This window comes from Streptomyces sp. NBC_01384 (genome assembly GCF_045040035.1).
Taxonomy (GTDB): Bacteria; Actinomycetota; Actinomycetes; order Streptomycetales; family Streptomycetaceae; genus Streptomyces.
Genome location: NZ_CP109559.1, coordinates 9,462,283 through 9,476,148, shown reverse-complemented (window position 1 = coordinate 9,476,148; position 13,866 = coordinate 9,462,283). Strand labels below are relative to the sequence as shown.

Annotated in this window: 10 protein-coding genes and 1 pseudogene; 8 read left to right on the top strand and 3 right to left on the bottom strand. The window is 71.7% G+C overall.

Going from position 1 to position 13,866, the window contains the following annotated elements:
• Positions 1-3 precede the first annotated feature (3 nt).
• On the top strand, positions 4-1,194 hold the full coding sequence (locus OG747_RS43520) for a glycosyltransferase (protein WP_405884864.1): 1,191 nt from the start codon (positions 4-6) through the stop codon (positions 1,192-1,194).
• Between the two features lie 46 nt (positions 1,195-1,240).
• Here the strand turns inward: OG747_RS43520 and OG747_RS43515 are convergent, their stop codons facing one another.
• Positions 1,241-2,596, bottom strand: coding sequence for a TerD family protein (locus OG747_RS43515; RefSeq protein ID WP_405884863.1), 1,356 nt, complete (start codon positions 2,594-2,596; stop codon positions 1,241-1,243).
• A gap of 301 nt (positions 2,597-2,897) precedes the next feature.
• Here OG747_RS43515 and OG747_RS43510 point away from each other — a divergent pair, with 301 nt between their 5' ends.
• From OG747_RS43510 to OG747_RS43495, 4 genes are all read left to right on the top strand, one after another.
• Positions 2,898-3,341, top strand: a complete 444-nt coding sequence (locus OG747_RS43510) for a DUF6643 family protein (protein WP_405884862.1) — start codon at positions 2,898-2,900, stop codon at positions 3,339-3,341.
• A 77-nt stretch (positions 3,342-3,418) separates the two neighbouring features.
• Complete coding sequence (locus OG747_RS43505; protein ID WP_405884861.1) at positions 3,419-4,243, top strand: MOSC domain-containing protein; 825 nt, start codon at positions 3,419-3,421, stop codon at positions 4,241-4,243.
• Positions 4,244-4,512: 269 nt separating this feature from the next.
• The gene (locus tag OG747_RS43500; protein WP_405884859.1) at positions 4,513-5,118 is read left to right on the top strand and encodes a hypothetical protein; all 606 of its coding nucleotides are present in this window, start codon (positions 4,513-4,515) and stop codon (positions 5,116-5,118) included.
• A gap of 158 nt (positions 5,119-5,276) precedes the next feature.
• The gene (locus OG747_RS43495; protein WP_405884858.1) at positions 5,277-7,712 is read left to right on the top strand and encodes a right-handed parallel beta-helix repeat-containing protein; all 2,436 of its coding nucleotides are present in this window, start codon (positions 5,277-5,279) and stop codon (positions 7,710-7,712) included.
• On the opposite strand, the pseudogene OG747_RS43490 reads toward OG747_RS43495, so the two are convergent.
• A pseudogene (locus tag OG747_RS43490) lies at positions 7,682-10,088 on the bottom strand (hypothetical protein). The gene OG747_RS43495 and the pseudogene OG747_RS43490 sit on opposite strands and share 31 nt — an antisense overlap.
• Before the next feature lie 281 nt (positions 10,089-10,369).
• Here OG747_RS43490 and OG747_RS43485 point away from each other — a divergent pair.
• Together OG747_RS43485 and OG747_RS43480 are read left to right on the top strand one after the other, a co-directional pair.
• Positions 10,370-11,200 (top strand): DeoR/GlpR family DNA-binding transcription regulator, encoded by an 831-nt coding sequence (locus OG747_RS43485; protein ID WP_405884857.1) that lies wholly within the window; start codon positions 10,370-10,372, stop codon positions 11,198-11,200.
• Between the two features lie 59 nt (positions 11,201-11,259).
• The gene (locus OG747_RS43480) at positions 11,260-11,739 is read left to right on the top strand and encodes an SRPBCC family protein (protein WP_405884855.1); all 480 of its coding nucleotides are present in this window, start codon (positions 11,260-11,262) and stop codon (positions 11,737-11,739) included.
• A 110-nt stretch (positions 11,740-11,849) separates the two neighbouring features.
• On the opposite strand, the gene OG747_RS43475 is transcribed toward OG747_RS43480, so the two are convergent.
• Entirely contained in the window at positions 11,850-12,974 is a 1,125-nt protein-coding gene (locus tag OG747_RS43475) for a PLP-dependent cysteine synthase family protein (RefSeq protein WP_405884854.1), read from the bottom strand.
• A 363-nt stretch (positions 12,975-13,337) separates the two neighbouring features.
• Between OG747_RS43475 and OG747_RS43470 the strand changes: the two genes are divergently transcribed.
• Positions 13,338-13,661: a hypothetical protein gene (locus tag OG747_RS43470; RefSeq protein WP_405884853.1), complete on the top strand. Its 324-nt coding sequence runs from the start codon at positions 13,338-13,340 to the stop codon at positions 13,659-13,661.
• Positions 13,662-13,866: the final 205 nt, after the last annotated feature.

Below are 13,866 nucleotides of genomic sequence, written 5' to 3'. Positions count from 1 at the left end.
CGGGTGAGTGCCGTCGCGTGGACCGCTGTGGGATCACTGGCCGCATGGCTGTGGCTGCTGCTCGGCCAGGGCTTCTTCTGGCGTACGGATCTGCGGCTGCCGCCTCGCCGGGAACCGGACGACTGGCCGTCCGTCGCTGTCGTCGTACCGGCGCGGGACGAGGCCGCCGTGCTGCCCGAGAGCCTGCCGTCGCTGCTGGCCCAGGACTATCCGGGGCGGGCGGAGGTCTTCCTCGTCGACGACGGCAGCTCGGACGGCACCGGGGAGCTGGCCCGTGAGCTGGCCCGTACGCACGGTGGGCTGCCGCTCACCGTCGATTCGCCCGGGGAGCCGCCCGCGGGCTGGACCGGCAAGCTCTGGGCCGTACGCCACGGCATCGGCCTGGCACGGGCGCGGGGACCCGAACCGCATGGCCCCACCTACCTGCTGCTGACGGACGCGGACATCGCGCATGCGCCGGACAGCCTGCGGACCTTGGTGGCCGCGGCGCGCACCGGCGGCTTCGACCTGGTCTCCCAGATGGCCCGGCTGCGCGTGGAGAGCGTGTGGGAGCGACTGGTCGTACCCGCCTTCGTCTACTTCTTCGCGCAGCTCTATCCCTTCCGCCGGATCGCGGTGAAGGGATCACGGACGGCGGCCGCGGCGGGCGGCTGCGTGCTGCTGCGTACGGACGCCGCCGAGCGGGCGCGGATTCCGGAAGCCATCCGGCAGGCCGTCATCGACGACGTGGCGCTCGCGAGGGCGGTGAAAGGGAGTGGAGGCCATATCTGGCTGGGACTGGCCGACCGGGTCGACAGCGTGCGCCCCTACCCACGGCTGCACGACCTGTGGCGCATGGTCTCGCGCAGCGCGTACGCCCAACTGCGGCACAACCCGCTGCTGCTCCTCGGTACGGTTCTCGGCCTCGCCGTCGTCTACCTGGTGCCGCCGGTCGCGCTCTTCACGGGGCTCGTCGCGGGGAGTACAGGGGTCGCGGCGGCGGGAGGGCTCGCGTGGCTGCTGATGACGGCGACGTATCTGCCGATGGTGCGCTACTACCGGCAGCCGCTGTGGCTTGCTCCGTCGCTGCCGCTCACCGCGTTCCTGTACCTCCTCATGACGGTCGATTCCGCGGTGCAGCACTACAGGGGGCGCGGCGCAGCCTGGAAGGGCCGCACCTACGCGCGCCCCGACACCGCCCTCGACGAGCGCTGACCGCTCGCTTCCTGCAGGTCACTTCCTGCGCGTCACCTCCTACAGGTCACTTCCTGCCGGGGGTCCAGTTCATGCCCCACCCGTAGACCCGGTCGACGGTGCGCTGCGGGCTCACACCACGCTCGGGGACGAGATAACGGGCCTCGCGCTGGACGATCAGATCGCCGCCGTTGTTGGTGATGAGGGCGAGGGAACAGACGGTCGAGGGCACCGTGCACTCGTCGAGCGAGAAGTCGACCGGAGCGCCGTTCAGCGGCTGGAGGGTGACCGTGGCGTGCAGATCGGCGAACGAGCGCGCCCCTTCGTAGATGGTCACGAAGATGAGGATGCGCCGGAAGCTCTGCTTGTGGTCGAGGTTGATGGTGAGGTTCTCACCGCTCGCCACGGCACCGGTGCGGTCGTCGCCGTCGAGATGGATGTACGGCGGCTGGTGCAGCGCTCCGAAGGCGTTGCCGAGCGCCTGGACGACTCCCTTACGGCCGTCGGACAGCTCGTACAGGGCGCAGAGGTCGAGGTCGAGGTCTGCGTGCGTCGCGACGGCCCGGCCCCGCTTGTTGCCCCACCCCGAGAACTGCTTGCGCACCTCCCAGTTGAGGTTCACGCGCATCGCGCCGGAGGTGCCGCCCTGCTTGGTCAGCGAGACCGAGGGCGCCTCCTTGGTGAGCGTGACCTTGGAGAGGCGGACCGGGGCCCTGGGCGGAGCGGGCGGCGGCGTCATGGTGGGAGGCGGCACGGTGACGGGCGGGGCGACCGGCGGGGGCGGACCGGCCACGCGTGTGCCGGGCGCGGGCGGCATGGCGGCGGGGGGTGCGAGGGTGGGCGGTACGGCGGCAGGCCGTGCGGCCGAGGATGGCGGCGCGTGCTGCGGCTCGTCCACCGTGATCCCGTAGTCCGTCGCCAGACCTTCCAGTCCGCTGCTGTAACCCTGTCCGACGGCGCGGAACTTCCAGGCACCCTGGCGCCGGTAGAACTCGCCGAGCACGAAGGCGGTCTCGACGGTCGCGTCCTTGCTGTCGAAGCGCGCGACCTCCGTGCCCTGCCTCGCGTCGAGCACCCGGACGTACAGACCGGGCACCTGCCCGAAGGTGCCGCCGTCCGCGGAGGCGGCCAGCACCACGGTCTCGACCGCGGGTTCCACGCCCGCGAGGTCGACGAGCAGCGTGTCGGTCACCTGACCGCCCTCGTTGCGCTTGCCCTCGTGCCGCACGGCGCCGGAGGAGTGCGTCGGCTGGTTGTAGAACACGAAGTCGCCGTCGGAGCGGACCTTTCCGGACACCAGCAACAGCGCGGAGGCATCCGTGTCGGGTATCCCGGGTCCCGAACGCCAGCCCATTTCGACGCGCAGCGCACTCGTCGGCACCGGAACATTCGAACCTTTAGGCATTGTCATGTCCGCCCCCATCTCGTGTCGCCGCGCCAGGCCGCGCCTCGGGCCGCCCCTCGGACCCTTTCCTCCCAACCTATTCCCCCAGGGTGACGAACTCCTGTGTCGAGCCTCGGCAGGCCGAGCGACGGTCACCAAAAGATCGCCGGTCAACCGCCGGTAACCCCCTGGGAACTCGGCCTTTACGCGATCTGAACCCGGTTTGACGCCCTTTTTTGCCGAGTTCGCTCGCATTGGGGATCCCGCGTCACTGCCGACACGGAAAACAACCCTCTTATCGGTCTCCCCAACCAGCACATCGTGGGCTTAACTTATGGCCATGACCTCCCCCCGCTCCACCTATGGCGGCGGTTACTACTCCGCGCCGTCCTTCCCGGACACCCCGATCTACGACTCCCTCGTCGCCGAGCGGGGCACTCCCCAGATCGCCCCGATCCGGGTTCCCGCCGCCTACGACACGAGCAGCAGCTACCTGCCCGCGCTCCCGTCGGCACTTCCCGCCCTGCCGGCCGGACCCTCCTCCCAGCAGGGTCCCTCGTACGGCGGCTACCCGCAGTACCAGCAGCCCGCGCCGCTGCAGCAGGCCCCCGCGCCGTACATCCCGCAGCAGTCCGCCCCGCGCGGCTACCCGGGACCCCAGCAGCAGCCGCAGCGTCCGATGGCGGCCGGCACGGGCTATGAGGCGATGCGCCCCGCTGCCCCCCGTCCCGCCCCGGCTCCGTACCAGGACCCGTACAACAACCAGCAGTACCGCGGGTACTGAGGAGCTGAGGCACTGAGGCACTGAGGCACTGAAGGCATTCGGACCGGGATGTCGGTGCCTGCTGGCACCATGGGGTCATGGGGAATGCGGAGCTGCACTCGATCCATGTCCATCCGGTCAAGGCGTTCCGGGGCCAGTCACCCCGGGAAGCCGTAGTGGAGCCCTGGGGGCTGGCCGGAGACCGACGCTGGGTACTGATCGACGACGGGGGGAAGGTCGTCACGCAACGCCAGCAACCACGCCTGGCGCTTGCCGCCGCCGAGCTGCTGCCCGGCGGCGGCATAGGTCTGTCCGCGCCCGGCCGGGAGCCGGTGACGGTCCCCGTGCCGGAGCCGACCGGCACGACGGCGCTGGACATCTTCGGCGACAAGGTGCAGGCGGTCCTCGCCCACGACACCGCACATGCCTGGTGCAGCGACTATCTGGGGACCGAGGTGCGCCTCGTCCACATGGACGATCCCGCCGTGTGCAGGCCCGTGGACCCGGATTACGCGCGCCCGGGCGAGACCGTCAGTTTCGCCGACGGCTATCCGCTGCTGGTCACCACGCTCGCCTCGCTGGACGCGCTCAACTCCCTGATCGCGCAGGGTGACCGCGCCGATGAGGGCCCCCTCCCGATGAACCGCTTCCGGCCGAACGTCGTGGTGGCGGGCACGGCCGCCTGGGCCGAGGACGACTGGAAGCGGATCGCCATCGGCGAGGTCACCTTCCGGGTCCCCAAGATGTCCGGCCGCTGCGTCGTGACCACCACCGACCAGGACACCGCCGCGCGCGGCAAGGAGCCGCTGCGCACCCTCGGACGCCACCGCCGCTTCGGGTCCGAACTGGTCTTCGGACAGAACCTGGTGCCGGAGTCTCCCGGCACAGTGCGGATCGGCGATCCGGTGACGGTTCTCGGATAACCGCGCGACCGCCTTCTCCCGTCCCGTTCTCCCGCACCGTTCTCCCGCACCGATCTTCCGCACCGATCTTCCGCACCGTTCTCCCGTCCCTCGTGATCGAGTGGCGCGAATGGACCCAGGGTGGGAACCCGGGCCCCAGGTACGGTCGTTGAGACTGCGTGAGAAGTTCATGAGAGGCCCGTGCGGGGGGTGATTTCGCTCTCTCTTTCCCAGGCTCGGAAGTGAGCGGCTGCACGGGTTATCACGGACGCGGAAGGGGGTGCGGGACGGTGCGAGCAATCGGCGGACTCTGGCGCTGGCGGCACAATCCGCTGCGCCGTACGACCGATCTGGTCGAGGCCTGGCTGGCCCTGCTGGCCGTCCTGCTGATCCTCGCCCTCGCGCCCCTGATCGGCTCCCTCACCGGAGCAGCGGCCGAGGACGCCCTCCAACAGGCCGTACGGGACCAGCGCCAGGCCCGCTACGAGGTGATCGCCACCGTGGTCAAGAAGGTGGAACAGGCCCCGCTGGAGCCCGATCCCGAGGCCTCGTCGGCGCGGAACCCGCACAGCCGTGTGCTCGCCGACTGGACCGCACCGGACGGCTCAGCGCACCACGGCAAGGTGCTGGCCGCCCTCAAGTCACCGCACAAGGGCGACCATTTCGCGCTCTGGACCGACGAACACGGCGACGTAGTGGGCCGCCCGCTGGATTCGGCCACCGCGACGACGCACGCCGTGCTGGCGGGGATCGGTGCGGCCCTGGTGACCGCGGGACTCCTCGACGGCGGCAGACGTCTGATCGTGTGGCGCATGGTCCGTCGCCGGTACGCCCGTTGGGATCAGGCCTGGGACAAGGCAGGTCCGGACTGGGGCAGGACCGGCACCGGCAGCTGACCGCCTGCCGGCTCCGGTCAACCCACCGCCCCCGCGCACGCTACGGTGGACCGACCGAACCGTTCGGCACCGTCGTGAGAAGCTGTTCTTGATCACGACGGGGTTTCAGCACGGCCTCGCAGGACCCGCGTACGACGAGGTGGGGGCACAACAGCGCCATGGCACAGGGCACGGTCCAGGTGACGCACACCGGCACCTCGCGGTGGCGGCGCCGCACAGGAGAGTACGCATCGCTGGCCGCAGCCTTGGAGGCCGCGGCCGACGGCGACGTGCTCACCGTCGCGCCCGGCACCTACCGGGAAAACCTCGTGGTACAGCGCGCGGTGACACTGCGCGGCCCCGAGGGCTCCCCCGGCTCCGTGCGCATCGCGCCGGTGGACGGAGTGCCGCTGACCATACGTGCCTCCGCCGTGGTCCAGGATCTGCACGTGGAGGGCCAGGACTCGGCGGCGCCCGCGCTGCTCGTCGAAGAGGGCGCTCCGGACCTCCTCGACCTGCGGATCGTCACGCGGTCCGCGGCCGGGATCGAGGTGCGCGGCGGCGCCCGCCCGACCGCCCGCCGCTGCACGGTCGACAATCCGGCCGGCATCGGCATCGCCGTACTGGACGGCGGCGGTGGGGTGTTCGAGGAATGCGAGGTCGTCGCGGCCGGGCAGTCCGGCATCGCGGTCCGCGGGGGCGCCCATCCCCGCCTGGAGCGCTGCCGGGTGCATCACACCTCCGGCGCGGGCCTGTCGGCGACCGGCGAGAACTCCTCGCTGGAGGCGGTCGGCTGCGAGGTGTACGAGGTCAAGGGCTCCGGCGTGCAGATCACCGCGCGCGCCACGGCCCATCTCACCGACTGCGATGTGCACCGTACGACCTCGGACGGCGTGACGCTGGACACGGACGCCGTGCTCACGCTCGCCGACTGCCGCATCCACGACATCCCGGAGAACGCGGTGGATCTGCGTTCCCGCTCGGTCCTCACCCTGACCCGCACCACCGTGCGGCAGTTCGGGCGCAACGGACTGTCGGTCTGGGACCCGGGCACGCGCGTGGACGCCAACCAGTGCGAGATCTTCGACAGCACCGGCGACTACCCCGCCGTCTGGGTCAGCGACGGCGCGACCGCGGTGCTCGAGTCCTGCCGGGTGCACGACGTGCCGGACGCCCTGTTCGTCCTCGACCGCGGTTCGCGGGTGGACGTCGTCGACAGTGACCTCTCCCAAGTGCGCAACACCGCCGTCTCGGTGAGCGACGGCGCGACCGCGCAACTCGACGACTGCCGTATCCGCGACGCCGCGACGGGCGCCTGGTTCCGCGACCACGGCAGCGGCGGCACCCTGTCCGGCTGCACCGTGGACGGCACCCAGACCGGCGTGATCGTCACCAAGGGCGCCGACCCCACCATCGAGCGCTGCACGGTCGACTCGCCCGCCGAGGCCGGCTTCTATGTGTCGGCGGGCGGCCGCGGCAGCTTCCACAACTGCCGGGTGACGGGCAGCGGGGGCTACGGCTTCCATGTCATCGACGGCTGCCGGGCGACACTGAAGAAGTGCCGTACGGAGCGCTGTGCGCGCGGGGGCTACGAGTTCGCCGACGGCGGCAACGCACCGGGCGGCGGCCCGGTCGTCGAGGACTGCACCAGCGACGAGAGCGCCGGAGTGCGGCCCCCGGCCCACGAGACGGCCGTACAGAGCTCCAGCGCGTCCCCGAGCCTGCTGGGCGCGATCCCGGTTCAGCGCAGCACCGAGCAGGAGCCGCTCGTCACCGCCGCGGAGCCCGAGCCCGCACAGCCGGCCCGCACGTCGAAGGTCGTCCTCGGTGAACTCGACGCGCTGGTGGGCCTGGAGAGCGTCAAGCGCGAGGTGCGCGCCCTCACCGACATGATCGAGGTGGGCCGCCGCAGGCAGCAGGCCGGCCTCAAGGCGGCCTCCCCCCGCCGCCATCTGGTGTTCACGGGCTCCCCCGGCACCGGCAAGACAACGGTCGCCCGGCTGTACGGCGAGATCCTGGCCTCGCTCGGTGTCCTGGAGAAGGGGCATCTCGTCGAGGTGTCCCGGGTGGACCTGGTCGGCGAGCACATCGGCTCCACCGCGATCCGCACCCAGGAGGCGTTCGACCGGGCGCGCGGCGGTGTGCTGTTCATCGACGAGGCGTACGCGCTGTCGCCGGAGGACTCGGGCCGCGACTTCGGCCGCGAGGCCATCGACACGCTGGTGAAGCTGATGGAGGACCACCGGGAGGCGGTCGTCGTGATCGTCGCGGGCTACACGGCCGAGATGGAGCGGTTCCTCGCGGTCAACCCCGGTGTGGCGTCCCGCTTCTCACGGACCATCACCTTTGGCGACTACGACTCCGAGGAGCTGCTGCGGATCGTGGAGCAGCAGGCCGAGGAGCACGAGTACAGCCTGGCGCCCGGCGCGCCCGAGGCACTGCTGAAGTACTTCACGGCCATCCCCAAGGGACCGGCCTTCGGTAACGGCCGCACCGCGCGGCAGACCTTCGAGGCGATGGTCGAGCGGCACGCGGGCCGGGTCGCCCAGCTCGCCGAACCGAGCACGGACGACCTCACCCTGCTCTACCCGGAGGACCTGCCGGAACTGCCCTGAGCATCGCCCTGAGGACGGGGCGTCGCCTTCAGGACGGGGCGTCGCCTTCAGGACGGGGGCCCGGCACCGCCTGTGGTCGCAACCGCGCCAGCAGCCGCTCGCGCTCCTCGGCGAAGGCCGGGTCCGCCTCGTAGTCCCCGTGCCCCAGGATCGGCGCGGGGAGCGGATGCTCCTGGGTGCGCCCATAGGCGAGCGGGTCCTCCAGGGGTGCGCGGTCGACCTGTGGGCCGCAGTCGCCGGGCAGTCGTACGGGGCCGCCGATGGGGTCGGTGAGGCGGTACAGGTTGCGCCAGCAGTCGACCTCACGGTGCAGGGAAGTGAGGGCGGCCGGGCCGAAGTGGGCCGGGAACCAGCGCCCGTAGAGCCGCTCCAGCGGTGAGCCGTAGGTGAGCAGCGCGACCCGCTTGCGTACCGAGGGCTTCAGCTGCCAGGCCGCGGCGGCCGCCAGCACACTGCCCTGGGAGTGCCCGGAGAGCACGAGCCGCCCGCCGGTGTACGGGTCCAGGCGACCATGCGCCAGGTCAGGTCGGGTACGGCGCGCTCGGCGTAGCAGGGCGGCGCGAAGGGGTGGGCGGCGCGCGGCCAGAAGGTGCCGACGTCCCAGAGGATGCCGATGGTGCGGCGGGCCGCGGGGTCCTTGTAGGCGCGGCGGCCCCAGGTGACCAGGAGGATGAAGCCGAGGCCGATCAGCCAGGAGCCGAGTGCCTGCGCGGTCTCGGCGGTGCCCCGGACAAGGGCGGACGACCCTCGGGCGGCCTCTTGCGGCGTGTCCCCGGTGGTCAGGGCGCCCACCAGGGCTCCGGCGCCGAGGAGCAGGGTCACGAACGAGATGACCCCGACGATGAGGGGTGCCCGGTCGGTGAGGGCGGCCATCGAGCGCGTGCTCGCGATGCGGCGGGTGCGGGCGGTGTCCTTGGCCTCCCCCTGGTAGTCGAGTTCCACCGCGCGCATCTCGCGACCGCGCAGCTGCCAGGTGCGCCCGGCCAGCCGGGCGCAGAGGCCGAGGAGCACGAGGAGCGTCGGCGGGATCACGGACGCCTGCCAGGTCAGCAGGACGGGTGGGCCCGGCAGCGAGCCCCTGGTGTCGTCAAGCCAGTCGGCGACGCGCTGGGCGACTCCACCGGACATCACGGCGCCCAGGGCACAGGCCAGCATGGCGACGGCAGGTCCGGCCAGACCGCGCATCGCGGTGCGGGTGTCCGGACGGCCGCGGTTCAGGACGCGGGCCACCACGGCCAGCAGAATGACCAGCAGCCCCTGGGAGAAGGCGAGGGCGCCGAAGGTCGTGTCGCCGGGCAGCCGCCCCGTCGAGTGCCAGCCGGGCCGTGACCATCCGGCGTACAGCAGGGTCAGCGCGAGCAGGACGATCGAGCCCAGGGGCAGCCCGCGCACCAGGGTCGCGTCCAGTTCCTGGTCCAGCCGGTGTTCGCTGCGCCCGCGGCGGCAGACCACCCACAGCACCACCACCGCGCCCACGACGAGGGATGCGTACAGAAGCAGGCCCAGGCTCCCGAGCACGGCGGGGCCTGCGGGCTCGCGGTCGAGGCGGGCCGCGGGGCCGCCGACCGCCGCGGTGACCGTCAGGAAGCCCGCGGCGGTGTGCGCGGCGCGCAGCCGGGCCACCAGGCGGCGCCCGTACCAGAAGCCGGGCCTGCCCAGCCCGGTGCGGCCGGTCTCCTCGGCGGGCTCGGGTCTGCGGGACATCGGCTGCTGGGACTCGTACGCGCTCCAGGTGCGGTGGGACAGGTACCAGAGCAGGCCGGTCAGTCCCGCGGGCACCAGTGCGGCCAGGGCGAGGCGGCGGCCGGGCCGGCTCCACCAGCCGTTGCCGGACAGCTCCGGGGAGAGGAAGCCCAGCCAGGAGTGTGCCTCGGCGCACGCGCGCGTGCCCGCGCACTGCCAGGCGGCCAGGTCGAGGGCGACCTCGCAGGCGGCGGCGACCAGCAGCACCGTCAGGGTGAGCCCGGTCAGCCGGACGAGCAGGCCGTACAGGCGGACCGTGCGGGTGCGGGTGCGGCCGCGGGTGGCGGGGCGCATCCAGTGCGCGAGGTTGACGACCATGAAGGGCAGCAGCAACAGCCACAGGGCACGGGTGCCGTTGCCGGAGGTGAGGTTGCACCACACATAGGCCTCGGGGACCGGTTTGCCGCGGTAGTCGTCGGGGCGGCGCTCCGCGTCGGCGTCGTCGAGGCGCCGGTAGACGGCCGCCGTGTCGTCGCCGCTGATCCGGACCGTCCGGGGATCGTCCAGCATCTCCTCGGGTGTGGTGCCGCCGACTCCGTGGACCAGGAGTTCGAGGGCGATTTCGGCTGCTTCGGGCCGCTGGGCGGGGCCGCTGAGCTCCCCCGTCGAGGCATGTTCCCGTGCACGCTCCACTGTTCTGCACCTCCCCCGTGCCGCGCGTATGGCATGTGTCATGTGCAGGCACAAGGATCTCCGCTCAGGGGCGCGCGCGCACTTGTGGTCACGGAATCTCCCCGATACGTGTGACAGTGCCGCACCGGAAGTGACGCGGTGTGTGTACGGGGAGTGGCGCGCGTGTCGGTGGCCCGTGCGAGGATGGGTCGTCCTCCAGACCTAGGACAAGGAGAATGTCCACGTGGGAGTGGGTTCGGGCGGAGTGTTGGGCAGGTTGCGGCGAAAGGATCGGAGTGGACGTGAGTGAGAATCAGAACCTCCTCGCGGAGCAGCGCCGCGCCCTGATCCTCGACGAGGTGCGGCGCCGGGGTGGCGTCCGGGTGAACGAGCTGACCCGTAAGCTCGGCGTCTCCGACATGACGGTCCGTCGCGACCTCGACGCCCTCGCCCGCCAGGGCGTGGTGGAGAAGGTGCACGGCGGCGCGGTGCCGGTGGTCGAGGCGAGCACGCACGAACCGGGCTTCGAGGCCAAGTCGGGTCTGGAGCTGACCGCCAAGGAGGACATCGCGCGGGCCGCCGCCGAGATGGTCGCGCCGGGCACGGCGATCGCGCTCTCGGGCGGTACGACCACCTATGCCTTGGCCCATCGGCTCCTTGACGTGCCGGACCTGACCGTGGTCACCAATTCGGTGCGCGTGGCCGACGTCTTCCACACGGCGCAGCGCCTCTCCGGTCAGCGGCAGGGCGCGGCCACGGTCGTGCTGACGGGCGGTGTGCGCACCCCGTCCGACTCCCTCGTCGGCCCCGTGGCCGATCAGGCCATCGCGGCGCTCCACTTCGACGTGCTGTTCCTGGGAGTGCACGGGATATCGGTCGAGGCGGGCCTGTCGACGCCGAACCTGGCGGAGGCCGAGACCAACCGGCGGCTGGTGCAGTCCGCACGGCGTGTCGTCGTGGTCGCCGACCACACCAAGTGGGGCACCGTGGGGCTGAGTTCGTTCGCCGCGCTGGAGCAGGTCGACACGCTGGTCACCGACGCCGGGCTGCCGGCCGAGGCCCGCGCGGAGATCTCCGAACACCTGAGGCGTCTGGTGGTGGCCGGTGAGCCCGGGGACGGTACAGACATCTGACGGTCCGCCAGCTATGGTGACGCTGCCCGCGGCTCCGTTCCCAGGTGGGAGTTTCGTCCATGGCACGCCGTCTGCGCCCGGTGGGGCTCGAGTTCGCCGAGACCGCTCCTCTGCGTCTGGTGTTCGCTCGCGAGGTGACCGCTCCGCCTGAAGCGGTCTTCCGCGCGCTGGCCGAGGACGTGCCCGGCTGGGCCGAGTGGTTCTCGGCGGTGACGCTCGCCCGGCCGACCGGGGGCGGCACCGGGCGCGAGGTCCGGCTCCGGGGCGGCACGCGCTTCCAGGAGACGGTCCTGGTGGCCAAGGCCCCACAGGTGTACGCGTACCGGGTGGACGTCACCAACGCGCCGGGCGCCCGCGCCCTGGTCGAGGAGTGGCGGCTGGCGCCGGCCGGGAAGGGCACCCTGGTCCAGTGGACCTTCGCCGCCGACGGCACGGCCCCCTTCCGGCTGGCCCTGAAGCTGGGCCGGGCCGGGCTGGGGCGCGCCTTCCGCCAGGCGGTGAGGGCGCTGGACCGACGGCTGGCGTCGACGCACGCGTGAGGTCGGGGACGGGTCGGCGCCCGTCCGCCCGGGGTGCGTGAACTCGCCGTCCACGCACGCGTGCACCCCGAAATTCGGCCACGTACATGTGCACCCCGGAAACCGGCCCGTCAGTTCGGCCAGACGCCCGTCTCCAGCAGGGACGCGATCGCGGCCGTGTACGGCGCGATGTCCAGGCCCTGTTCGGCCAGCCACGTGTCCGAGTAGTACTTGTCGAGATAGCGGTCCCCGGGGTCGCACAGCAGCGTCACCACGCTCCCCGTACGCCCCTCGGCCACCATCTCCGCCACGATCTTCAGCGCGCTCCACAGCCCGGTGCCGGTCGAACCTCCGGCCTTGCGTCCGATGGCCTGTTCCAGCGCCCGTACGGCCGCGACGCTCGCGGCGTCCGGCACCTTCATCATCCGGTCGATCGCGCCGGGCACGAAGCTCGGCTCCATGCGCGGCCTGCCGATGCCCTCGATGCGGGAGCCGCAGTCGCAGGTGACGTCCGGATCGCCGGTGGTCCAGCCCTCGAAGAAACACGAGTTCTCCGGGTCGGCGACGCAGATGCGGGTGTCGTACTGCATGTAGTGGACGTAGCGTGCGAGGGTCGCCGAGGTGCCGCCGGTGCCGGCCGTGGCGACGATCCACGCGGGCTCCGGAAATCGCTCCAACTCCAGCTGCCGGAAGATGGATTCGGCGATGTTGTTGTTGCCGCGCCAGTCCGTGGCCCGTTCCGCGTAGGTGAACTGGTCCATGTAGTGGCCGCCGGTCTCCATCGCGAGGGCGGCGGACTCCTCGTACATTTTGCGGGAGTCGTCCACGAAGTGGCACTGCCCGCCGTGGAACTCGATGAGACGGCACTTCTCGGCGCTCGTCGTGCGCGGCATGACCGCGATGAAGGGCACGCCGATCAGCTTCGCGAAGTACGCCTCGGAGACCGCCGTCGAACCGCTGGACGCCTCGATCACCGGGCGGCCAGGCCGGATCCAGCCGTTGCACAGCCCGTAGAGGAAGAGTGAGCGGGCGAGGCGGTGCTTGAGGCTGCCGGTGGGGTGGGTCGACTCGTCCTTCAGGTAGAGGTCGATGCCCCACGCCTCGGGCAGCGGGAAGCACAGCAGATGCGTGTCGGCCGAGCGGCGGGCGTCGGCCTGGACCTTACGGACGGCCTCTTTGAGCCAGCTCCGGTACCGCGCGTCACTGTGGTCGACATCGAGGGTTTCGCCGGTCCGGATCTGCTGGGGGCTGCTCACGGCGGGGCTCCTTACGCATCGCGCCGACGCCGGATCGGATGGTCGGACGCCTCGATCATAAACACCTTGCACACGCTCCTCACCTGCATAAACATACCTTTGAGCACCTCAAAGGCAGTCCTGGAGCAGGGGTGTCCGAAGCGACGGGGGCGCACCCGGGCGAGTGCTCCCGTCCCCGCCGTCACCTCGTCATGCGCACTGGTGCTCGCCGCTGCCTGCAGGCAGACTGCACCGCATGGGACGCGGCCCGCGTCCCACCGCACCGCACGGGACGACGCTCCCGGAGCGGTCGCACACACCGGATCACGAACCGCGCGGGATCCGGAGCAGAGCACAGCCGAACGCACAAGGGGGCGGGGCATCATGGCGGAGCCGGAGTTCGCGGCCACGGGCGTGCGGATCGGGAAGAGGTTGCGTTCGCTGACCCGGGCCGGACAGGTCCGGATCAGCGAGGGCAGGTTGCAGCTGCTCACGAGTTACGGGAGCGAGATCGACAGTGCGCCGGTGCAGGCGGTGCGGGCGTCGAAACCGTGGTTCGCGCCCGAGGACCGGGCGCTGGCGGACGTCAACGGCACGCGCTACTCGCTCACGCTCGGCGAGCACGACCCCGCCCCCGGCAAGCCGGGGCCGCCGTCGGCACGCCGGTTCATCGAGGCGGTCCGCAAGGCGGCGGGACGCAACGGCTGAGACGGCCGAGGGGCGCCCGAGGCAGGAGCCTTCGGTCCGCCGCCGGCGAGGGCCGACACCGGCACCCGAGGCTCGCAACCGGCACTACTCGGCACGAGAACCCACGGTTGGCCACCGACGCCTGCCGGCGCGGGAGCCCCCGGTTCGCACCCAGCGACCGTCGGCGCAGGAGTCCTCGCCAACCACCAGCGGGGCCCACGGGGAA